General features: G+C 37.8%; 18 protein-coding genes and 1 pseudogene. 9 read left to right on the forward strand and 10 right to left on the reverse strand.

Translation table 11 applies throughout. From position 1 onward, the window contains the following. Window positions 1-155: 155 nt before the first annotated feature. Together PZE06_RS13915 and PZE06_RS13920 are read left to right on the forward strand one after the other, a co-directional pair. Window positions 156-1,916, forward strand: coding sequence for an ABC transporter ATP-binding protein (locus PZE06_RS13915; RefSeq protein WP_150916237.1), 1,761 nt, complete (start codon window positions 156-158; stop codon window positions 1,914-1,916). Then, window positions 1,913-3,931, forward strand: a complete 2,019-nt coding sequence (locus tag PZE06_RS13920; protein WP_150916235.1) for an ABC transporter ATP-binding protein — start codon at window positions 1,913-1,915, stop codon at window positions 3,929-3,931. The genes PZE06_RS13915 and PZE06_RS13920 overlap by 4 nt, the downstream gene beginning before the upstream one ends. Window positions 3,932-4,246: 315 nt before the next feature. On the opposite strand, the gene PZE06_RS13925 is transcribed toward PZE06_RS13920, so the two are convergent. Further along, a complete protein-coding gene (locus PZE06_RS13925) occupies window positions 4,247-4,447 on the reverse strand; it encodes an alpha/beta-type small acid-soluble spore protein (protein ID WP_019153388.1) in 201 nt (66 codons plus the stop codon). A 293-nt stretch (window positions 4,448-4,740) separates the two neighbouring features. Here PZE06_RS13925 and PZE06_RS13930 point away from each other — a divergent pair, with 293 nt between their 5' ends. Next, window positions 4,741-4,983 carry a hypothetical protein gene (locus PZE06_RS13930; protein WP_150916233.1) on the forward strand — a complete coding sequence of 81 codons (243 nt, stop codon included), beginning with the start codon at window positions 4,741-4,743 and terminating at the stop codon, window positions 4,981-4,983. Between the two features lie 350 nt (window positions 4,984-5,333). Here the strand turns inward: PZE06_RS13930 and PZE06_RS13935 are convergent, their stop codons facing one another. The 5 genes and pseudogenes from PZE06_RS13935 to PZE06_RS13955 form a co-directional block, all read right to left on the reverse strand. After that, the gene (locus PZE06_RS13935; RefSeq protein WP_150916231.1) at window positions 5,334-5,543 is read right to left on the reverse strand and encodes a YheE family protein; all 210 of its coding nucleotides are present in this window, start codon (window positions 5,541-5,543) and stop codon (window positions 5,334-5,336) included. Between the two features lie 75 nt (window positions 5,544-5,618). Continuing rightward, complete coding sequence (locus tag PZE06_RS13940) at window positions 5,619-6,812, reverse strand: YheC/YheD family endospore coat-associated protein (RefSeq protein ID WP_150916229.1); 1,194 nt, start codon at window positions 6,810-6,812, stop codon at window positions 5,619-5,621. Further along, window positions 6,809-8,173: a YheC/YheD family endospore coat-associated protein gene (locus PZE06_RS13945; protein ID WP_150916227.1), complete on the reverse strand. Its 1,365-nt coding sequence runs from the start codon at window positions 8,171-8,173 to the stop codon at window positions 6,809-6,811. Before PZE06_RS13945 ends, PZE06_RS13940 begins: the two co-directional genes overlap by 4 nt. After that, window positions 8,151-9,189: pseudogene (locus PZE06_RS13950) on the reverse strand (YheC/YheD family endospore coat-associated protein). Before PZE06_RS13950 ends, PZE06_RS13945 begins: the two are co-directional and overlap by 23 nt. Before the next feature lie 81 nt (window positions 9,190-9,270). Then, window positions 9,271-10,656, reverse strand: coding sequence for a YheC/YheD family endospore coat-associated protein (locus PZE06_RS13955; protein WP_191963227.1), 1,386 nt, complete (start codon window positions 10,654-10,656; stop codon window positions 9,271-9,273). 171 nt (window positions 10,657-10,827) lie between these two features. Between PZE06_RS13955 and PZE06_RS13960 the strand changes: the two genes are divergently transcribed. Both PZE06_RS13960 and PZE06_RS13965 read left to right on the forward strand, forming a co-directional pair. Continuing rightward, window positions 10,828-11,973 (forward strand): DUF445 domain-containing protein, encoded by a 1,146-nt coding sequence (locus tag PZE06_RS13960; RefSeq protein WP_150916223.1) that lies wholly within the window; start codon window positions 10,828-10,830, stop codon window positions 11,971-11,973. Window positions 11,974-12,094: 121 nt separating this feature from the next. Further along, complete coding sequence (locus PZE06_RS13965) at window positions 12,095-12,445, forward strand: YlbF/YmcA family competence regulator (RefSeq protein ID WP_150916221.1); 351 nt, start codon at window positions 12,095-12,097, stop codon at window positions 12,443-12,445. Between the two features lie 342 nt (window positions 12,446-12,787). On the opposite strand, the gene PZE06_RS13970 is transcribed toward PZE06_RS13965, so the two are convergent. Further along, a complete protein-coding gene (locus PZE06_RS13970) occupies window positions 12,788-12,988 on the reverse strand; it encodes an alpha/beta-type small acid-soluble spore protein (protein WP_095314791.1) in 201 nt (66 codons plus the stop codon). Between the two features lie 269 nt (window positions 12,989-13,257). Between PZE06_RS13970 and PZE06_RS13975 the strand changes: the two genes are divergently transcribed. Continuing rightward, a complete protein-coding gene (locus PZE06_RS13975) occupies window positions 13,258-14,124 on the forward strand; it encodes a Cof-type HAD-IIB family hydrolase (RefSeq protein WP_150916218.1) in 867 nt (288 codons plus the stop codon). Between the two features lie 133 nt (window positions 14,125-14,257). Beyond that, a complete protein-coding gene (locus PZE06_RS13980) occupies window positions 14,258-15,766 on the forward strand; it encodes a coproporphyrinogen III oxidase (RefSeq protein WP_150916216.1) in 1,509 nt (502 codons plus the stop codon). A 58-nt stretch (window positions 15,767-15,824) separates the two neighbouring features. Here PZE06_RS13980 and PZE06_RS13985 read toward each other — a convergent pair whose 3' ends face one another. Further along, entirely contained in the window at window positions 15,825-16,025 is a 201-nt protein-coding gene (locus PZE06_RS13985; RefSeq protein WP_150916214.1) for a helix-turn-helix transcriptional regulator, read from the reverse strand. Next, a complete protein-coding gene (locus tag PZE06_RS13990) occupies window positions 16,026-16,328 on the reverse strand; it encodes a hypothetical protein (RefSeq protein WP_150916212.1) in 303 nt (100 codons plus the stop codon). A 550-nt stretch (window positions 16,329-16,878) separates the two neighbouring features. Between PZE06_RS13990 and PZE06_RS13995 the strand changes: the two genes are divergently transcribed. Then, window positions 16,879-18,489, forward strand: coding sequence for a long-chain fatty acid--CoA ligase (locus PZE06_RS13995; protein ID WP_191963229.1), 1,611 nt, complete (start codon window positions 16,879-16,881; stop codon window positions 18,487-18,489). Between the two features lie 414 nt (window positions 18,490-18,903). Then, the gene (locus tag PZE06_RS14000; RefSeq protein ID WP_150916208.1) at window positions 18,904-19,695 is read left to right on the forward strand and encodes an enoyl-CoA hydratase; all 792 of its coding nucleotides are present in this window, start codon (window positions 18,904-18,906) and stop codon (window positions 19,693-19,695) included. A gap of 306 nt (window positions 19,696-20,001) precedes the next feature. Here the strand turns inward: PZE06_RS14000 and PZE06_RS14005 are convergent, their stop codons facing one another. Further along, entirely contained in the window at window positions 20,002-21,645 is a 1,644-nt protein-coding gene (locus PZE06_RS14005; protein ID WP_150916206.1) for a PucR family transcriptional regulator, read from the reverse strand. Window positions 21,646-21,664 lie beyond the last annotated feature (19 nt).

The following is a 21,664-nucleotide window of genomic DNA, read 5'->3' on the forward strand; positions in this document are numbered from 1 at the left end:
TACGAATCAGAAGAAAAGCAAAAATCATCAGCGTCATGATAGCAAGGCTAAAGAATAAGGAGGAATGAACATGTTACAAATTATCAGAATGGTATCTACGGTGGAGCTTGAAGGCGGTTAGTGAAAAAACGGACAGATGAAAGGAGAGTGTTTTTTTGTTCTCTATACTCAAGAAGTTAAGCTGGTTTTTTAAAGAAAATTGGAAAAGGTATACAGTGGCGATTGTATTGCTTATTTTCGTCGGAATATTGGATGTTATGCCCCCACGATTAGTAGGTATGGCGATTGATGATATGCATGTTGGAAGTATGACCGGAGAAAAGATTTTTCAGTACATCGGCATCTTTATTTTAATTACAGCAGTATCCTATGGTGTTACGTATATTTGGATGTATCAGCTTTTTGGCGGAGCCTATCTTGTTGAGAGGAAGCTGCGTTCACGATTTATGAGCCATTTATTAAAAATGACCCCTACTTTTTTTGAAAAGAATCGAACAGGCGATTTAATGGCGCGGGCAACTAATGACCTAAAGGCCATTTCAATCACTGCTGGGTTTGGAATTTTAACTTTGATTGATTCCAGTATTTTCATGCTGACAATTTTATGTACGATGGCTATTTTGGTGAGCTGGAAGTTAACATTGGCAGCGATACTTCCCTTGCCAATTATGGCTTGGTTAATGAAAGTATATGGAGATCGAATTCATAAAAGGTTTACGGAAGCTCAAGATGCTTTTGGTGAACTTAATGATCGCGTTTTAGAATCTGTAGCAGGTGTAAGAGTGATTAGGGCATATGTTCAGGAAAGGGCAGATGAAAAAAGATTTCACTCTTTAACAGAAGATGTTTATCAGAAAAATATTAAGGTAGCAAAGATTGATTCCTTGATTGATCCGACTATTCATATTTTAGTGGGATTGAGTTATATTATTGGTCTTGGTTATGGTGCCTATCTCGTTTTTCATCAAACGATCACGTTAGGAGACCTTGTTTCATTTAACGTTTACTTAGGAATGCTTATTTGGCCAATGTTTGCTATAGGAGAATTGATAAATGTCATGCAAAGAGGGAATGCCTCACTGGATCGAGTGGAGGAAACATTGGCTTATGAGCAAGATGTGAAAAATCCAATTAATCCGGAGGAAGTGAACGATCCAGAAACGATAACATTTAATGAGGTAACATTCCAATATCCATCTTCTAAATTTGCAAATTTGACGCAAATTCAGGTGAGTATGAAGCGAGGGGAAACTTTAGGAATCGTTGGGAAAACTGGAAGTGGAAAAACAACTTTTATTAAGCAGCTTTTACGTGAATATCCAAGCGGTTCAGGTGAGTTATCAGTAGCAGGAATTTCTTTGGATCAGCAGAGATTAGAAAATACAAGGGAATGGATTGGCTACGTTCCTCAAGATAATTTCTTATTTTCTAAGTCTGTTAAAGAGAATATTCTTTTTGGAAAAAAAGGTGCAACGGAGGAAGAACTGAAGAAAGCTATTGAGTTAGCTGATTTTCAGAAAGATGTAGAAATCTTGCCAGAAGGGCTAAATACTTTAGTAGGTGAAAAGGGAGTCGCTTTATCTGGAGGGCAAAAGCAAAGAATTTCTATTGCGCGCGCACTAATAAAAGATCCTGAAATTTTGATTCTTGATGATTCATTATCTGCGGTTGATGCGAAAACAGAACAAAAGATTATCGATAATATCCGTCAAGAACGTTCTGGAAAAACAACGATTATAAGTACACATCGAATGTCAGCGGTACAACACGCGGATCGCATTATTGTTCTGGACAACGGCAAAATTATGGAAGAAGGGACACACGAACAATTACTAAAGCAAAATGGTTGGTATAAAGAACAACATGATAGGCAGCTTGTTCAATCGGCGATAGAAGGGAAGGTGGTTTCATCATGAAAACAACAGGAAGACGATTAGTCGACTATGCCCTTTTATATAAAAAAATGATTGTTGCTGCTTTATTGATGCTCACTGTCGCAGTTGCGGCCGATTTATCTGGTCCCTTCATTGCCAAACACTTAATCGATAATCACGTACTAGGAATTGAATCGAGATGGATGCAGACGGAAAGTGGGAGAGATGCAGTCGAGTATAGGGGGCATTTCTATAAAAGAGAAGAATATTTTGAGGAAAATGAAACGAAGCTGGAAAGTGCTCGTATTCTTCAGGTTAATCGAAGCTTTGTTTTTATTGAAGGAGATATTGAATTCGATGGGGAACGTTCTTTTCAAGATGGGCTGCTAACCATTCGTAACGGTGAGGACACTGCAACATATGATGCGCTGATGCTCAACGGAAATGAACTACTGCAATTCTACATGCCTGAAGTACCAAGGATGTTGAAATTATTAGCTTTCTTTTTTGGCTTGCTTATCGTAGCAGCTTTCTTTCAATACGGTCAGCGGTATGTATTGCAGAAAACGGCTAATCGTATTATTCAAAAAATGAGGGAGGATGTCTTTGCACAAATTCAAAGGCTGAGAATTCAATATTTTGACAATCTCCCGGCAGGAAAAGTAGTGGCGAGGATAACCAATGATACAGAAGCTATTCGAGAGTTGTATGTCACGGTGCTTTCAACCTTTTTTACAAGCATGATTTATATAAGCGGAATTTATGTGGCTCTCTTCATTTTAAATGTGAAATTGGCACTTATATGCTTGCTCCTCATTCCGATTTTATACGCATGGATCATTCTTTATCGCAAGTATGCTTCACAGTATAATCGAGTAATACGTTCGCGGAATAGTGATATTAATGGAATGGTCAATGAATCCATTCAAGGGATGAATGTGATTCAAGCGTTTAATCGTGAGCAGGAAATTCAGGCAGAATTTGAAAAGTTGAATCATGAACATTTCACATTTCAAAATAAGCTTCTTAATTTAAACTCATTAACGTCTCACAACTTAGCTGGTGTACTACGTAATATCGTGTTTGTCGCATTTATTTGGTATTTCGGGGGCGAGTCGCTCAGTGCCTCGTCCGTCATTTCCCTCGGGATGCTGTATGCGTTTGTTGATTACGTAACACGGCTTTTCCAACCAGTCCAAGGAATTGTTAACCAGCTTGCTAATTTAGAACAAGCTCTTGTGGCAGGTGAGCGTGTGTTTAAACTTTTAGACGAAGATGGAATCGATGTGAGCGACCAAATGATCCCAAGATATAAAGGGAATGTGTCCTTCCAGCATGTATTTTTTGGTTATAAGGAAAATGAGTATGTATTAAAGGATATTCATTTCGAAGCAAGGCAAGGAGAAACGATTGCGCTTGTTGGACACACAGGGTCTGGAAAAAGCTCCATCATCAACCTTTTGTTTCGGTTTTATGATTGTCAAAAAGGTACAATCTCTATTGATGGAATTAATATTCAAGATATTCCTCATCAAACACTTCGCAAGCATATGGGCATTGTTCTGCAAGATCCGTATTTATTCTCGGGAACAATTGCATCGAATGTAAGTTTAGATGATCCGGCAATTTCTAGGGAAAAAGTTGAGAAAGCATTGAAGGATGTAGGGGCCGATAAAGTATTTCGAAATTTAGAACAAGGCTTTAATGAGCCTGTTCTGGAAAAAGGGAGTACCCTTTCAAGCGGGCAAAGACAGTTGATTTCTTTTGCTCGGGCTCTTGCTTTTGATCCGGCAATCTTAATTTTGGATGAAGCGACCTCCAGCATTGATACAGAAACTGAGGTAATCATTCAGGAAGCAATGGATGTGTTAAAACAAGGAAGAACAACTTTTATCATTGCCCATCGTCTATCGACCATCCGAAATGCAGATCAAATCATCGTTTTAGACAAAGGACGAATTGTGGAGCGGGGAACCCATGAGCATTTAATGGAATTACAAGGAAAGTATTATCAAATGTATCAATTGCAGCAAGGGCAAGCAGCTAAAATTGGGTAATATAAATCACATCACGTCTAAAAAATGTTCAACAAAAATACAAATTATAGACACAAAATAGTGCGAAATTCTAAGAAGACCTTTCCCTTTTCTATGGTACTTTATAAACGAATATGTACATATAGCGGAGGGGGAGGAAAAATGGAAGAATTAAGTGTTACTTTAGCGATTGCAAGTTTAATGGTGCTCGTTTACTTTATCGGTAACGCAATAACTAGTGCGGAAAAATAACATATTTGAAATTGAAAGCCCCCTTTTTGCAAAGGGGGCTTAGCCATATTTATTAAATTGTTATATTTATGCCTATCCTAATAATTAGAAGCTTCCGCCTAATTGTTGCTCAGCCATTTGAACTAAGCGCTTAGTAATTTCTCCACCAACAGAACCGTTAGCGCGAGATGTAGTGTCAGCACCTAAGTTAACACCAAACTCGTTAGCGATTTCATACTTCATTTGGTCTAATGCTTGAGATACTCCAGGTACTAAAAGTTGGTTTGAAGAATTGTTGTTTGCCATTGATGTACACTCTCCTTCAGAATTTTTGTCTAATGGTTGGGTTAGCTGGAATTGCACCAGCAAGCAAGTCACTAGCCAATTTGCGAGTTTACCTGCCACCTATACTTGGTTTAACCCAATATGTTTACCGCTGCTGCGGTGTTTACTTTTAGTATGGAATTTTTAAATCGTTTTATTCCACCAAATATTGCGGGAATTTTTTCCTCCTGGAAAACAACTCAATTACTTATACAAGAACGAAAACAACATAAAATAAAGAGGATTATGTTGTAAAAGAAAGTTGAGGGTTAGAAATGGGAGTGTGTCCATTATGCAATGGTTTTCAAAGTGTGGAACAAAAATGTAATAGCTGTGGTACGGTACTTGTAGATGCTGGCAGAGTCATGGACTTCTATGACGACTACAGTCCTTACATGCCAATTGATTTACTGAAGCTTGAGGATGGCTATCCTCACGATTATAAAAATGAGCAATGTCCCCATCTTTTGCAATGCCTACAATGTGGCATTGCAAAAGTTGTGTTTATACAGGAGTAAATAAAAGTAGGAATATACGAAATTCATGCAATAGCATTATTTTATGCGACTAACGGTTGGTAACAGATTATTCGTTCTATTTTAAGAGCTAAAGCCGCTGAGAGAGTATGTGAAAAAGAAGTATATTCTGCTGAAAGCCATGCCGGGACAGTCATTTAAAAGTATGGGCAAAATAAGGTGCTATTCAACCAGAAGTGGTGGGCATGAAAGAGGTCAAATAAGGAGCTTAGTCGAGCTTAAACGGATAAGAAAATCAGTAAGCAAGTCGGAATAAGCAATTTATTCGACCAATCCATCAAAAACGGTTAGTGCGAGTAAATAAGCTACAGCCAGCCGTCAGACCTTTTCTATTATTGATCATATACATGAAAGGCCATGATTTCATGGACCTGCTTTATGAGTGCTTCTTTGTCTGCTGTTTTTATAGGGGATGTCCATTCGATTGTACCATTAGCGTGATAGATTCCAGTATGTTTTTCTTTATTGAAATAGAAGGAAAACCTCCAACCGGGCATATCTTGATTGTCATATAAAGGCTTGTACTGAAAATGTGTAATCATATAAACCCTCCGTTTTAGCATCTTGTTACTTTATTTTATCATGGAGAGGATTGCTCGACTAAAAATAGCTATTTTCTAAAGCGAAAATAGCTGTTTTTTAAAAAGTTGCTGGAATAAGGCAATCAACGAGTCGATTCTGTTTTTCTCAATCTGTTTTTCATCAAAGCTCATCGGTTTGGAATTGACCTCATAAATCACGTATTCACCTTGCTCGGTCAATCCGGCATCGATTGAAAATTCACCAAAAAAGCCTAATTCGTCAGAAAGGATTTGTCCGCAGCGATTGACAATTTCCTCTATAACCCCCTCATCCTCAGCTCTCTTAACCTCATCAAATTCAAGTATTTTTCCTCCGTTCAACACATGAGTTGTTAGATTCTGTTGCCCTGATTGACGTACACCGACGCCAGTAACTTGATAGGATTGCCCATTAAAATGGGCAAGAATACGAAAATCAAACCGATTTCCCTTATATAAAAGTGGTGTAACCTCTGCTTGAGCAATATATGGTTTACTACAAAAAAAACTTTTATATTCTGACCAAAAAGTGTTGTAATCGGGATAGGTTTGCTGATGAGAATACTTTGTCACTATGATTGAGCCTTTGTTGTCTTTGCCTACTTTAAAAATGCCTTTCCCTTTTGCTGAGTTTGCAGGTTTGACATAGATTTGTTCATGCTTCTCTAGAAAAGCCTTTAAATGTTCAGTTTCTTTTACAAGAATCGTTTCGGGCAAAAAGTTAGTTAGCAGTGGCTCTCTTTTCAGGATGTTATAAAGTTGATATTTGTCAATAAAAGAGGGGTTAAAAAAACAGATTTTTTTTTCGCGAAAGAGCCTGAGTGCTGATTGATATTGTTCCGAATGCTCTAGTGCTCTATAAGGAAGGCGATTGTAAACAATATGAGGGAAAGGACTATAGATTTTAAGCCAGCTCTTCTTTTCTGGAATATATATGTGCCCTTTTATTCCGTTTTTTTTAATATCCTCTAATGTAAAAACAAGAGCAATTCCATGATGTTCTTCGATGCCTTCTTGCAATTTTTTAAAAAGGGGGCCATTCCCTACGACGGATTCCTTTCCTTTCCGACCTGCTAAAATGCCGACAAGAGGACCGAGATTGAGTTGATGGGTTTGAACTGAGAAAGGAATGGAACTGGAAGAGGGAGCGTGTCTAAAAAATAATGGAATTTCTTCAACTCCCAATGTGAATGTTTGATGTTGAACTGTGTGGAACCATGACTCAGTTCTTGCATCATAATATACAATCATTTGAAAACTTCCTCAGGATTAACAATGGTTTGCTCTGTCAAAAAGATTGAGAAATCTAAGGAGAGTCGGCGTGTCAACAGGTCAAAAGCTTTTAAATGGGGATGTTTAAAGATTGAGCGCCCCGGTTTTGAGTTTGCTTCGAACAGCCAGACATTTCCGTCCCGATCTATTCCCATATCAAAACCAATTTCACCGATTATCCCTTCCATGTAGGTTTCCAAAGCATGACTAAGCGTGAGACATGCTTTTTTTAATTTTTTTACAGCTTCTTTTTCCTGCTCAGGGGAATGGAAAATCTCCTGCATCGTTTTTATCATCCCACCGTTATTAATATGGGTTGTCACACTGCCAGGACTGGCGACTTTAGCAGCAATAGCCGTTATTTGCCAATTTCCTTCATTATCCTTGTTCGTGTGAATTCTAAAGTCCACTGTTTGCTTGTTGACGCGCAATGAATGAATTCCTTGCTGCACAAGCATATGAGATAAACTTCGATTTTTAAATATATGTTTAAATAGTGCTTCAAGAGTTTGGTATTTCCTTAGTTTGTTTTCTCCATTCCGTTCCCGATAGCGACAAAAATAAGCTTGGGATTCACGATCAAAAATAATTTGATGGATGCCAAACCCAAGGCTTCCATTAATCGGTTTGATAAAAACATGACCATAATCAGCAAGCATGCTTTCAATCATTGAGAAGGAGGTAAAGGGATGGGTCTCTGGTAAATAAACTGCACTTGCCGGATCCTGCTGAAGTCGTTCGTAAACATCCATTTTGTTAAAGAATCCGGGATTATACCATGGGATCAAATATTCCTTTTGCAACCTTTCCTTTACGCTTAAGTTACTTTCTTTTTTTTCACTGCGTCGGTTTGGTAGTCGGTCATAGATCACATTTGGAAAAGGTACGGTGATTTTTTGCCAACCACTCTCAAGGTAAAATAACCCTTCAATGGTGCCATTTTCCCAATTGATATGCTCCTCCCCAAAGACAAAGGCGTGGGCTCCAACAAGCTTTTCAACGGACAAAAGCTTTGAGAAGAATAATGATCTTTCTCCAATTGGCCTTAACGGAAATGGAGTGAATCCTGATGTGAAGATTCCGACGAGCGGACCTAAATATAGGGTATGCTCGTGCATAAATAGATGGAGTGGCGTTTTAAGGTTAGGTAATCTTAATTTAACAGCGATATCTTCACTAATGACAAGGATATTCTTTCCTTTAGGATGGGCTATACCATGTAGCTCAACTGCTAAAGTGCCATATGCGACTCTTTGAATAGCGTCTCCTTGAACTTCTGCAGGAATATAAAGTAAGTTTTTTGCATTCTTAGCTATTTCAATCTGATAATGTGTTCTCATGTGTTCGCTGGCTCCTTTTCAGTAAAGTGTTTGCGTAAAGTAAGGGACTTTCGTAAAGGTAATCACTTAATTCAGGTAAGCTATGCAATACTACTTTACGTCCTGGCTTGGAATTTATATCAAGAATCCAAAGAGAATAGTCTTCCGCCATGCCAATGTCGACTCCAAGTTCAAAAAGTGGAGGGAAAAATTGTTCAAGAATCAAAGGGAGATTTTCAAGAATATCGTTGACTTCATCGTTAATAAAAGCTCTTTTTTGAATGGGCAGCGTTTTTAACCATGAGTCGAAATCGCTTGCCACCGCACCGGCACTTAAATTGGAAATGATTCCATTTATTTTGCCGGTGCGAATATGGCTGTAGAATAAATTCTTTCTTATGAAGGAGTCTATCGAGCCAATTGACAAGTTGCACTTCGTTAGCAAAGGAACGAGTGGCTTGATATTCTGATTTATCCGTTTTTACTTTCCAAAATTCATCTGATTTCTCGATAAAATATATCCCATTTCCTTGTGAGCCGTTGATTGGTTTTAAAATAATGCGCTTCATTTTTTTGCACAGCTGCTGAACCATTTCAGGTGAAGTGATTTTTACGGTTTTTGGTAAATAGGGGGCAAGGGATGTGCGGTTTAATGTCTCATAGAGCTTATGTTTATTTGGTAAACCGTAACCGAGAAACTGAATGTTTTTTTTGGTTTTTAGCCAATCCACGATTGCTTTACATTGCTTCGAATGAAAATCCTCTCCGTAAAAACAACGGTCATATAAAATGTTTGGTAGCGGAAATAGCTTCTGTTTCCATGTTTCTTGGTTGCAGTCAAATTCTTCCCCTTGAATCATTTCAGATTGGGGATTGATGTCCGATGGTATAAATCGAAAACAAGTAATATTATATTTTTTGGCGCGTTTTGCCATCTCTGTAAAATAACCTTGTTCATTTTGTAAGTGTAACGTCATGAATCCAAGAGTAAGCATGTTTATCCCCCAGTCAATGCTTGCTAATAGTTGCTGGTTCATTTGTAAGCATCATATGAATTAAAAGGCTGCTCAGTCCTTTCAAAATGCTATGAATGTTTACTGAACCATAAAAATCAATCTTCATTTAACAATTCCTTTTAAATGTTGAAAAGAAAGTGCTGTTCCATACTCATAGATTGCTTTCGTTGATGGTCGAATTTCTGTTTGCTGTTCTTCCATATTTTTAGACGGCTTCGAATTGACTTCAATAATCCAAATTCTCCCACTCGAATCAATCCCCATATCAATTCCAAGTTCACCAACTATCCCTTGAACGGACTGACTGATAATTTTTGAAATCTCGAGGGATAGCTCTTTCATGAATGAAATTTGAGAGCGGGCAGTTTGTAAGTCAAAAAGTTGTGTTAAAGGTTTGCTCGCTTTCATCATTTCCCCCCCACGGGCTAAGTTAGAGACAAATTCGGATTTTGCGGAAACTCTTGCTACAATCGAAGTGACTCTCCAGGAATTGCTGTAATCTTTATGGCAGAGAACTCGGAAATCAAGCGGGCGATGATGATAAGTTGCCAAAGGAATGCCCTGTTGGATGATAAAAGGAATTTGCTTGCGCCGTTTTTGAAACCATTCAAGAAATTCTTCTAAAGTGGCAAATAGGTTTATTTTCCCATCTTCTCTCGTGGAAGTGGTTTTAACAATAATAGCGTCGTTTTCAAGCAAAACCTTAATAATATTGCGACCTTGACTACCATTCAAAGGTTTTATAAAAATGGTTCTGTATTTTTTAAGCAGATCTGCAAGTTTGTCATTACGATATAAAGCTGTCTCAGGTAAGAAAGGATGTAAATGGGGTTCTTGATATAATAGATTATGGACCTCCCATTTGGACAAAAATCGCTCGTTAAAAATGGGTATTTCTTTCAGACTCATTTGCGCGGTTTTATCTTGAAAAAAAGAACTCGCTTCTAATTTACGTGAATGTATGCGATTATATATTACATTGGGCAAAACAAGTTTGCTTTTTCTCCAATGATCCCCATCGTGATAAAAGCCATTAACCCCTTCAAGCGAGAAGTCTTTAATATGAAAAATATACACTAAACCTCCTGCCGTATGAGCTGTATAATGGAGCTCCTCCGCGAATGAATGAATAGAGCGAAAGCTTGGCTCGGACTCTTCGCCTTCATGTACTTCCGTAACAAGTGCGAATATTGGACCAATGAACAAATACTTCTGCTTTTTATCGTATTGACTTAGAAATGAAAGGCTTTTAAGCGGTAATGGAAATTGAGAGAACAGCCATTCATTCATAAGAATTTGCTCTTTTTCTAACGCTTTGGCATCAACAGAGACCTGTAATGATTTCGTGCCGATGCAAAGCTTTATTTCATCACCAGGTTCCATTCCCCAATGACTAAGTAAAGAACTGCTTAAAAAAATTATCTTGTTCTGATCGTGAAACGTTTTGGTTGGTACAATCGTAATAGGTAGATAAGAAGTTAATGACATAAGCATTCCTCATTTGCTCGTGTTTGTAGCACCATATATAATAGCAATGTTGGATATATGTTCACGTACTTCATATAGGCGAAAGCTGATTATGAGTATCGTATGAAGAAAAACGTTGATTTGTGCCTGCAAAAAGGCAAAGTGGAGTTTTTAAATGAGGATGGAAGGTAGATGAATATGAATACTGTTTTTATCATTTTACTTATGGTTATCATTGGTGCGGTTATTGGGGGATTTACCAACTCTTTAGCAATAAAAATGTTATTTCGCCCGTATAAACCTATTTATATCGGCAGTTGGAGAGTGCCGTTCACACCAGGGCTGATCCCGAAGCGACGTGATGAGTTAGCTACTCAGTTAGGGGTCATGGTCGTAGAGCATCTTCTTACACCGGAGAGTATTCAAAAGAAATTTTTGAATGAGAGCTTTCAGCAGGAAATGACAAAATTGGCTCAAAAGGAGCTGGAACAGCTTTTAAGCAGAGAGGAAAGTCTTGAGCAATTTTTTGCAAAACTTGGATATGAAAATGGTCAAGAGTGGATTGAGAGTAACTTTGAGCATTATCTAGAAAATAAATATGATCATTTGATGGAAAAGTATCGAGAAATTCCAATTAAGTCGTTAATGTCAGAGGAACTTTTAGAGAAAATAGACGCAAAAATTCCACAAATTAGTCAATACATTTTGAAAAAAGGGGTTGAGTATTTCTCCAGTGTGGAAGGTGAGCTTCGCATTGAAAGAATGGTCGATGATTTTGTGAAGGAACGTAGCGGAATGCTCGGAAACATGATGCAAATGTTTTTGGGCAATGTTAATTTAACCGGCCTCATTCAAAGAGAATTACTGAAATTTTTAAATAATGATGGAACAGAGGAACTCATTACGACCTTGTTAAGGAAAGAATGGGATAAAGTATTAGAATGGCAGGCTGCCGAAATCGAAGAGCAGTTTGGGAGAGAGCAGCTGCTAAATACAATTAAGAACACGGTCAAAAAGATTGTTCGTGTCGAGCGAATTTTTGCTACACCGATTTCTGAATTAACCGAGCCTTACAAGGATAAAGTGATTGAGAAACTGGCCCCTCAAGCAGTGCTCATGCTTGGAGGCTGGCTAGCAAACAAAATGGAGGAGATGATGGAACGATTGCATCTTGCAGATGTCGTTCGCGAGCAAGTGGAATCCTTTTCGGTTGAACGGTTAGAAGAGATGGTTTTATTAATTACTAGACGTGAATTGAAAATGATCACATACTTAGGTGCCTTGCTCGGTGGAGCGATTGGGCTTCTGCAAGGAATTATAGTTCTTATTATCGGTTAACACAAGAATAGCAACACATATGTGCAATTTCCTTCATAGTTTGTTATAGTGGTATGGATTAACTTTCATAGTGGCTAGTTCATGGAAGGATCAGAGTTAAAAAAAGGAGTGGGTGTTTAAAATGGCAGTAAATTTACATGATGCAGCGTATGATTTAGAAAGAGCGATTCGCAATAGTGATGAATTTAGCGATTTAAAGAAAATGTATGATACCGTAAATGCAGATGAATCTGCGCGAAATATGTTTGAGAATTTCCGTAACATTCAATTAACATTACAGCAGAAGCAAATGATGGGCGAAGAGATCACTCAAGATGAAGTTGAACAAGCCCAAAAAACAGTTGCTCTTGTACAGCAACATGAAGTAATTGGAAAGCTAATGGAAGCTGAACAACGCATGAGTGTTATTATCAATGAGTTAAATCAAATTATTATGAAGCCTCTGGAAGAATTATATGGGGCTGGTCAATAAAGATTATTCATCCCTGCTACTAAAATTAGCGGGGATTTTTTTATGTCCGCCTCTTTAAAGAAGTCTAAGAAACAAAACAACTCTTATGAATTGGCTTTGTTAAACCGTATTGTTGTTCAAACGCTTTTTGGTTCATTACGTGTAGAGCCCTAGTTTCATACATCTTACATTTATGCTGAAAAAGATGAGAAAATGGGGTGAAAATCAACACTGACATATAGCAAAATCAATAAGAAAAGCGATGCCCTAGTATGGAGAAAAAGAGGGATTGGAGAAAATAGATTGTCAAAAGAAATTGATTTGGGGCATGACTAATTTGTTTCATGCCCCTAAAATCATTTCTTAAAATTTGCCGCCTAGTTGCTGTTCTGCCATTTGCACTAGACGCTTCGTGATTTCGCCACCAACTGAACCATTTGCTCGTGAAGATGTTTCTGGACCAAGATTTACACCAAATTCTGATGCAATTTCAAATTTCATTTGTTCAATTGCTTGTTGTACTCCTGATACTAGAAGCTGGTTTGAATTGTTGTTTCTTGCCATGTTAATCATCTCCTTGGTGTTTGATTTTTTGTGCTACATTTCTAGTTATGTATCAATTTCTTTTAATTATTCATAGAAGAAATGTGGTAATTTTTTCTTATCACTTCGGCATGTTCCTTTTTGCGAAAAGTTATAAAGAGTTAGGGAAATATATCCCCCTTGCTTGTTCTATTTTCAATTCATTTTTCATAAAAGTGTAGTAAGACAAATTTTCGTATTAACATACGAAAGTGGTGGCAATGACATCTAAGAACAAGGGGGCATTATAAGTGATTTATAGGCTATTAGCTTTAAATATTGATGGCACACTTTTGCAGTCAAACGGAAGGTTACATAAGTCCACTAAAGAAGCTGTTGATTACGTGAGAGAAAAGGGTATTTACGTTACATTGGTGACTTCAAGAAGCTTTCCATCCGCAAAAAAAGTGGCTAAAGCATTAAAAATAGATTCTGTTCTCATCACCCATCGCGGAGGATATGTGGCGAAGGAACTTGAAAAGCCTGTTTTAGAAAGAAGAATTTCAGAGGACATTGCGTTTGAAATTGTTAGGCTTTTGGAAGGCTTCCAGTGTCAAATTAGACTTGTTCATGAAAAATATTCCCTTGCCAATAAACTGAAAATAAATAACAATCTCCTAGCAAAGACGGTTGTAAATTCTGGGGACCCGCTTTATTATCCACATCAGTTTGTTGATTCCATCAGTGATACAATTATGGATGAACCGATCTCGCCGCCAAAAATAGAAGTATATTTCGAACAAAAAAATGACCTTGAAGATGCAAAGAAAGCAATTGAAGGAATGTTTTCTGAGGTTGATCTGTTGCGGTTAACAGATTATAGAATGGAAATTGTCCCACGAGGTGTTTCCAAGCTCACTGGTCTTCTCTTTTTAGCTCAACAGTTGGGCATTAAACGAAGCGAGATCGTTGCGATTGGCGATGCCATTGATGATTTAGAAATGATCGAAGCAGTTGGACTTGGTGTTGCGATGGGGAATGCACCAATCGAAGTAAAAAAAGCAGCAGATTGGATTACCCGCTCGAATAATCAACAGGGAGTAGGTTATATGGTGAAGGAGCATTTTCGTAAACAACAGCCGATCGAGTTTTTGAGAAAAATGAATATTATTCGTTAAGATAGTAAAAAGGATTGCCATTTGTGCAATCCTTTTTTGGGGAATAGAGAGCTACTGCCAATTGACCTCGATTGTTCTATTCTGTACACTAGAAGTAATTTTGTCTTTATTGAAAGAGCAAGGAGAGATACTGTTGTATATTCATATAAATGGCTTAAAAGATGAACGATTTATCAGACCGCTCCAATTAATTGCAAACCTGTTTTTTGAAGAGACCTCGATTTCTCTCGAAGAAGAAATAGGTAAGGCTAATATAAAGATTGATTTTGAGCTACAGATTGGAGAAAGAGTAGAGGTTCAAGCTGTATTACAACAAAATGATCAAAGCTACCAAGCTTTTTATGAAAAAGATCTTTCTGATGATCTTTCAGAAAAAGAGCAATTTAAAGTGATCAAAAATGCCGTGGCCCACGTGTATTTATCCGTCCTACAGGACTGTACAAAAATGGTGCAAAAGTGGGGAATCTTAACGGGAATAAGACCGACTAAGCTATTGCATAAATCGCTTCAACAAGGATTGACGAAAGAAGTAGCTCATCAAAAGTTAAAGTCTGAGTACTTAATCACCGATGAAAAAATTGCCTTGATGCAGGCCATTGTCGATCGTCAATTATCCGTTGTACCAGATCTTTATGAATTGGAGAAGGAAGTAAGTATTTATATCGGTATTCCTTTTTGTCCAACGAAATGTGCCTACTGCACTTTCCCGGCTTATGCGATAAACGGAAGACAAGGTTCAGTCAATTCTTTTCTAGGTGGTCTCCATTTTGAAATGAGAAAGATCGGCGAATGGCTCAAGGAAAATAACGTGAACATTACGACCGTTTATTATGGTGGAGGGACTCCAACGAGTATTACTGCAGAAGAAATGGATATGCTCTATGAGGAAATGCACACATCCTTTCCCGACGTGGAAAATATTCGTGAAATCACTGTAGAGGCAGGAAGACCAGACACAATCACCCCGGAAAAGTTAGCTGTATTAAAAAAATGGAAAATTGATCGGATTAGTGTTAATCCTCAATCGTACACACAAGAGACGTTAAAAGCGATCGGTCGCCACCATACAGTAGATGAAACGATCAATAAATTTCACCTCGCACGGCAAATGGGAATGAACAATATTAATATGGATTTAATCATTGGTTTGCCTGGTGAGGGAGTGGCGGAATTTCAACATTCCCTTGATGAAACAGCAAAGCTTATGCCTGAGTCGTTAACCATTCATACGTTATCCTTCAAACGTGCTTCGGAAATGACAAGAAATAAATCTCGATACAAAGTGGCAAGCAGAGAAGAGATTGTCGAGATGATGGATTTAGGAGAGAAGTGGACGAAGGAACATGGATATGCTCCATACTATCTATACAGACAGAAGAATATTTTAGGGAATCTGGAAAATGTCGGTTACTCTCTTCCCAATCAAGAAAGCATTTATAACATCATGATTATGGAAGAACAGCAAACCATCATCGGCCTCGGCTGTGGAGCGGCTAGTAAATTTATTGACCAAGATGGAAAGATCAATCATTTTGCCAACCCCAAAGATCCAAAAACCTATAACGAAAGCTTTGAAGAATACACGAACAAAAAAATCGCTATCTTAAACGAGATTTTTAACAAAAATGTGTTAACGAATTAAATTGCTAAACTGCCGACAAGCTCGAAGGGGAATGTCGGCAGTTTGTTTTTAAAGAAACTTAAGTGCTCTTATTATAGATAAAGAGTTCATCAACTTTAACGCCTAGAATATCTGCTAATCGAAAAGCAAGGTGTAAGGTGGGATCGTACTTATTATTTTCAATTGCATTAATGGTTTGCCTCGATACATCACATAATTTAGCCACTTCTTCTTGGGACAGTTTGAGAGATGTCCTCAATATCCTAATTCGATTGTCCATTTAATTTCCATACTTTCTTCGATAAAATAGTAGAGATACTAAGTAAATGAGTGCTGCACCTGTTAACAATGCAAATGCAGGTTTAGGTTCATAAGGTACAGTGCCCCAAAAAATGGAATAGATATCCCTTCCTGCTTCTATAAGCAACATCATTATAATAACAGTGAAACTAAAAGATTGGGCTTGTGTCTTTATCATTTTTTTTCTCTCATCGCCAACATTCGGTAATGTCACGAATGTAGTAATAATAAGTAACACAGAACCAAGTAAAATTGAAATATAGAAGATTGTTAAGAAATCCATAAATTCAACTCCTCTGAAGTAATAATGTCAAAAACTTTTTACATTTCAATCTTATCATGAAACAGAAAAATGTAAAACATTTTTTACATTTTTCTGTTTCAAAGTTAAAAAAGAAGCCATTCATAAAAGAAAAAGCTAAGTTTAGTCTCTGTTGTGGGAGTGGATGCCTGCTTTCTTCGGGGCGGTCCGCCAAGCCAAGAATCTGAGGACTCTAACTCTTCGCTAATTGAAGAGTCAAGCAAGGAAGATGAAATCTGTGTTAGTTCTCCCGCCCTGATTTTCCTGAAAACGGTTTGACTAAAAACTATAAAATCTTTAAACAAAAAAAGGATTTCTTTCTTAAAGAGAGAATCTTTTACAATAGGCTTCATACTTATCTATAAGCAGAAAAAAATGTAAGCGTTTTATTTTTTGGAACTTTGTTTAACGATATTGTTGTTCAAAGGATTTTTGGCTCATTTCTGTCAAACCTTGGTGTCACACGAAATGAGCCAAAACATAAAATCGACATCTAACAAAGCTAATTTTTAAAAGGAGGAAGGTAAAATTGATGATGCAAACACCTTTAACAATGACGCAAATGATTAAGCGAGCAGAAACGTTTTTTCCTAAGAAACAAGTTATTTCACGGACTGCAAAGGGAATTACAAGGTTAACGTACAAAGAGATGGCTGAACGAACGAGAAGGTTAGCTGATAGTCTTCAAAAACTCGGCATGCAAAAGGGCGATAAAATAGGGACGCTTGCTTGGAACACGCATCGTCATTTAGAAGCTTATTTCGCGATACCATGTTGCGGAGCCGTTCTCCACACGATTAACATAAGGTTAGCACCTCATCATATTTCCTACATTATTAATCATGCAGAAGATAAAATCCTACTCATTGATGAAGATATCGTCCCATTAATTGAAAAATGCCAACATGAAATTCCAACGGTAAAAGCTTTTGTTATCATGACAGATGAAGAACAATTACCTGAAACAAGCCTTTCGCCTGTCTACCATTATGAAGAATTGATCGAAAATGGCAGCACTGATTTTGAATATCCAGAAGATATTGAAGAAAATGATCCTGCTGGGATGTGTTACACATCGGCAACGACAGGAAATCCGAAAGGAGTTGTTTATACACACAGAAGTACAGTTTTACACAGTATGGCACTAGGGATGGCCGATAGTGCAGCCATTAGTGAGCGTGATGTGGCGATGGCCATTGTGCCAATGTTTCATGCTAATGCATGGGGACTACCGTTTGCAGGTGTTTGGTTTGGGACTACTTTAGTCATGCCCGGTCCATATTTTACACCAAAAATATTGGCTGAGTTGATTGAACAGGAAAAGGTAACTTTTTCAGCAGGAGTTCCGACCGTTTGGCTCGGTTTACTAAAAGAACTGGAAGAGAAGAAATATGATGTTAGCAGCTTAAGAGCCGTTCTATGTGGTGGTTCTGCTGCCCCTAAATCGGTGATTAGAGCATTTGAGCAGAAATATAATATTCCTTTTATGCACGGATACGGAATGACAGAAACAAGTCCACTTGCCGTTATTTCAACGTTAAAGAGCTATCAAGAGGAACTCCCTTATGAAGAGAGATTAAATATACGTGCGAAACAGGGAATACTTGTGCCTGGACTAGAGATGAAAGTAGTCGGACAGTCTGGAGAAATTGCATGGAATGGTAAGGAAATGGGAGAACTTGCCCTTCGCGGTCCGTGGATTGCATCGGAATATTATCTTGATGAAAGAACAGGTGAAGCATTTTTAGATGGTTGGTTATATACGGGGGATGTGGTTACCGTAGATGAAGAAGGCTTTATTAAAATAGTGGATCGAACAAAGGATTTAATCAAAAGTGGCGGTGAATGGATTTCTTCTGTCGATTTAGAAAACGCTCTGATGGCTCATGATGCTGTATTCGAAGCTGCAGTTGTTGCAGTTCCACATGAGCAATGGCAAGAAAGACCAGTAGCATGTGTTGTGTTAAAAGAAAAGGCAGAAATAACTAAAGAAGAATTAATAGATTTTCTTAAACCACAGTTTGCAAAATGGTGGTTGCCCGACGATGTTTTATTTTTGCAGGAAATTCCTAAAACATCGGTCGGTAAGTTCCTTAAGCGAGCTTTACGAGATAAAGTTCAAGAGGAATTGCAAAAGAATTAAAATGTGCAACTTGTGAAAGCAAATTTGCATTCTACGATTTATGAGATGGTCAGAAGTTTTTTACTCAGTTCTTCGTTCTGACTCGGTGATATGTGGGAAAGTAAGTTTTCTCTTAGTGATCATCGGGTCAGATTAGAAACTTGAAAAAGAATCAGCAGTGTTTCGCCTAAACGATTAATCTGAGAAATATGTGTAAACTGCCTAAGTACATGAAAATCGTAATTCGGGTCATAAAATAGGCTATTTAATCCGCTGCTGACCTCCTTTTACGATTGCCAAAATGAATCGGAAGGCATTTTCGTTTTTGCTCTAATCGAAATAAATAGTAATTTTAAAATATTATAAAAAATACTTATCCTTTCCATCTATTCCCTTTATAATAAAGGTGAAGGAATTATAGGAGGGGGAATGGTTATGACAACTGAGTTTCTAACGAATACGTTGAATGTCGAAGTGACTGGGAGAGTAGCCACGATTCAATTTAATCGTCCTGAAAGCTTGAATTCAATAAACATTGAAATGATTAAGGAATTAGCAAGTAATTTAAAGGAGATTAGTAACTCTGATGTAATTGATATTGTTGTTTTCACTGGAAATGAACGGGCATTTTCCTCTGGAGGAGACATTAAAACGATGCTCAATCAGGAAGTGAATGAAAACGATTTCTCTTCCGTGATGGATAATATTAGTGAATTGGTGGTTACAATTAATAGTCTGCCAATGCTAACAATTAGTGCAATTTCGGGGGCTGCTGCTGGGCTGGGGCTTAGTCTTGCGCTGGCAACAGATTACATAATTGCTGATGAAAACAGTAAGCTTGCCATGAATTTCATTGGGATCGGCCTTATCCCCGATGGAGGAGCGCATTTTTTCTTAGAAAAAAGAATGGGGGAAAATAAGGCGAAACAGTTAATTTGGGAAGGTAAAACATTATCCGCCGAAGAGGCGCATAAATTGAATCTTGTACATGAAGTTGCAGCGGATTATAAAGAAGCGCTTGAGGCCAAAATAGAGGATTGGTTAAATAAACCGATAAAAGCAATGATCAAGACAAAAAAAATTCTTGCTGAAAAAAATCGTCCACAACTTCTGAAGATCTTGGAGTTAGAGAAAAATGGGCAGTACGCGATGCGACAAACAAAGGACCATCAAGAAGGGATCGCTGCCTTTCTTGAAAAAAGAAAACCGAAGTTCACTGGTAAATAAAAATCTGGAATGAAATGAAGCGTAAAACGTTCATTTCATTCCAGATTTTTTTCTTTCGGCTTGGTTATGTCGATGTTAATTTTAGCTTTTTTCAGAAGCGTCTCTATGAGTCCATCAATTTCAGCTTTTCTTACCTTTTGTAAATTAAGAGGGGGACTGACACGATAGGTTGAAAAGTTCTTTATCGTTTGGCTAGCAACGAATAGGTAAGTAGAAGCCTTTCATTAGGCGGCGCATGATCATTATACGAAAAGATGGTCTATGCTTTTTAGGCGGCAAACCGAGATAAAATCAATCATACGCTGGTTAACTGTTGAAATACTGTTCCAATTTGTAGGCGGCTATTGCCAATTGGAGGGTCAATCTCGCATCAGCGGAATTTAAATCGGAACCGCTGCGACTTTCAATTTGCCTGAGGCGATATTTTAATGTATGACGATGGATGAAAAGCTCTGCTGCAGTTGCTTGTATATTAAGATTGTGTTTGAAATAAAGCTCAAGAGTATGGATGTAATCAATCCCATGCTTACTCCCTTCTAGTAATTTGCCTATTTGTTCCTCGTAAAATTCCGCCAAGCTTATCCCTAATTCCTTCATCTGTACTAATAAATGGAAGGTTGCTAAGTCGTTGTAATGAATAATTTCTTTTTTTACTAATAAAAGATTGGATAAATCCACTGCATATTTTGCCTCGTTGGCACTGTCACTTAATTGATTAACATTTTTATATGCGCTTCCTACTCCAATGGTAATGGGGATCCCCTGGTTTCGCTGCTGCCAATGATGCAATAGATTTTTGGCGAGGCTAATACTGTCTTCAGTAGCATTTCCTTCCTTCTTATCAACCTTGACCTCTGTAAGGATAATCAGCCCATCTAACCTCGTTCTCAACATAAATTGTCTATTTGACCTGTCCATGTAGGTAAGGACATGATTATACAGCTGTTCAGCATGTTGCTTAAAAATTTCGTTTTCTTCATATTTCTCCAGTTTAATTTGCAGGACTGCATGATAGAGAGAGAGATCGTATCCAAGCTTTTTCCCCCTCTCGATAATTAGTGACGTCGATTGGAAGCTGCCATTAATGATCTCTTCCAGAAATTCTCCCTGTAATCGAATTTGCGTTTGTTTCACAGCTTCTTCTTTTAAAAATTCAATTGCATAAACAGTCGCTGCATGTTCAATTGTTGTAATATAAACGTCTTGCCATTTTTCGATTTCAGTAATAGCAATTAATGTGCCATGATAGTGCTCATTGGCAATAATCGGATGTACATATATTTTCAAAATTTCCCACTCTAGTTCCGACGGCTGTCTTTGACTGCGGCACTTCTTTACTAAGGGAGCGAAAGGAATGGAGCGATTGTTGATGAAGAGCGCATTATCGCTATAAAGTAAAGAATGATGCTTGTAGGCATAATACGCAAATTCATCGAATTCGTTTAAAACGAAAATGGAAGAATTGATTAAATCGGCTAATGTTGTTGAAATCTTATTTTCTTGTTCATTTTTTAAGACAAGATTTGTTAATTGTTTATGGGTTTCTAACGAAAAGGATGTGACCTCCATTTGCTTATTTAAAATTTGCTGCAAAATACTTTTCGTGATGGAAGAAAAATTAATATGGGTTGGAAGTTCGATTAGTGGCAATTGGTATTGATTAGCGATGTCAATAAAAGTTTGAGGAATGTCTCGTAAATAAAAGCCGCTGTAGATGGCGACCCCTGAAAGCTGTTTCATCGCTAGCAATCTTTGAAAATTTGCACTGTCATCGTTTAAACCATAGCCGGTTGTAATGAGAAATTCGCCCTCTTGGAAGCGGTTAATATCCTCAATGATTTCAACAATGGTGACCCATTTTATTTGGTTATCGATTCCCCCTGCTCCGCCGCGTATTTTCGCTTCTTTCATTACTGGAAGAGTAAGGGCTTCCTGAACACTTATACTCAATATAAATCCCACCAATCCA

This window comes from Robertmurraya sp. DFI.2.37, assembly GCF_029211245.1.
Lineage (GTDB): Bacteria > Bacillota > Bacilli > Bacillales > Cytobacillaceae > Robertmurraya > Robertmurraya methanolica_A.

Excerpts from the sequence above, each read along its gene's own strand:
- PZE06_RS13920 (WP_150916235.1), top strand. The coding sequence starts at position 1,913 with ATGAAAACAACAGGAAGACGATTAGTCGACTATGCCCTTTTATATAAA.
- PZE06_RS13925 (WP_019153388.1), bottom strand. The coding sequence starts at position 4,447 with ATGGCAAACAACAATTCTTCAAACCAACTTTTAGTACCTGGAGTATCT.
- PZE06_RS13930 (WP_150916233.1), top strand. The coding sequence starts at position 4,741 with ATGGGAGTGTGTCCATTATGCAATGGTTTTCAAAGTGTGGAACAAAAA.
- PZE06_RS13935 (WP_150916231.1), bottom strand. The coding sequence starts at position 5,543 with ATGATTACACATTTTCAGTACAAGCCTTTATATGACAATCAAGATATG.
- PZE06_RS13940 (WP_150916229.1), bottom strand. The coding sequence starts at position 6,812 with ATGATTGTATATTATGATGCAAGAACTGAGTCATGGTTCCACACAGTT.
- PZE06_RS13945 (WP_150916227.1), bottom strand. The coding sequence starts at position 8,173 with ATGAGAACACATTATCAGATTGAAATAGCTAAGAATGCAAAAAACTTA.
- PZE06_RS13955 (WP_191963227.1), bottom strand. The coding sequence starts at position 10,656 with ATGTCATTAACTTCTTATCTACCTATTACGATTGTACCAACCAAAACG.
- PZE06_RS13960 (WP_150916223.1), top strand. The coding sequence starts at position 10,828 with ATGAATATGAATACTGTTTTTATCATTTTACTTATGGTTATCATTGGT.
- PZE06_RS13965 (WP_150916221.1), top strand. The coding sequence starts at position 12,095 with ATGGCAGTAAATTTACATGATGCAGCGTATGATTTAGAAAGAGCGATT.
- PZE06_RS13970 (WP_095314791.1), bottom strand. The coding sequence starts at position 12,988 with ATGGCAAGAAACAACAATTCAAACCAGCTTCTAGTATCAGGAGTACAA.
- PZE06_RS13985 (WP_150916214.1), bottom strand. The coding sequence starts at position 16,025 with ATGGACAATCGAATTAGGATATTGAGGACATCTCTCAAACTGTCCCAA.
- PZE06_RS13990 (WP_150916212.1), bottom strand. The coding sequence starts at position 16,328 with ATGGATTTCTTAACAATCTTCTATATTTCAATTTTACTTGGTTCTGTG.
- PZE06_RS13995 (WP_191963229.1), top strand. The coding sequence starts at position 16,879 with ATGATGCAAACACCTTTAACAATGACGCAAATGATTAAGCGAGCAGAA.
- PZE06_RS14000 (WP_150916208.1), top strand. The coding sequence starts at position 18,904 with ATGACAACTGAGTTTCTAACGAATACGTTGAATGTCGAAGTGACTGGG.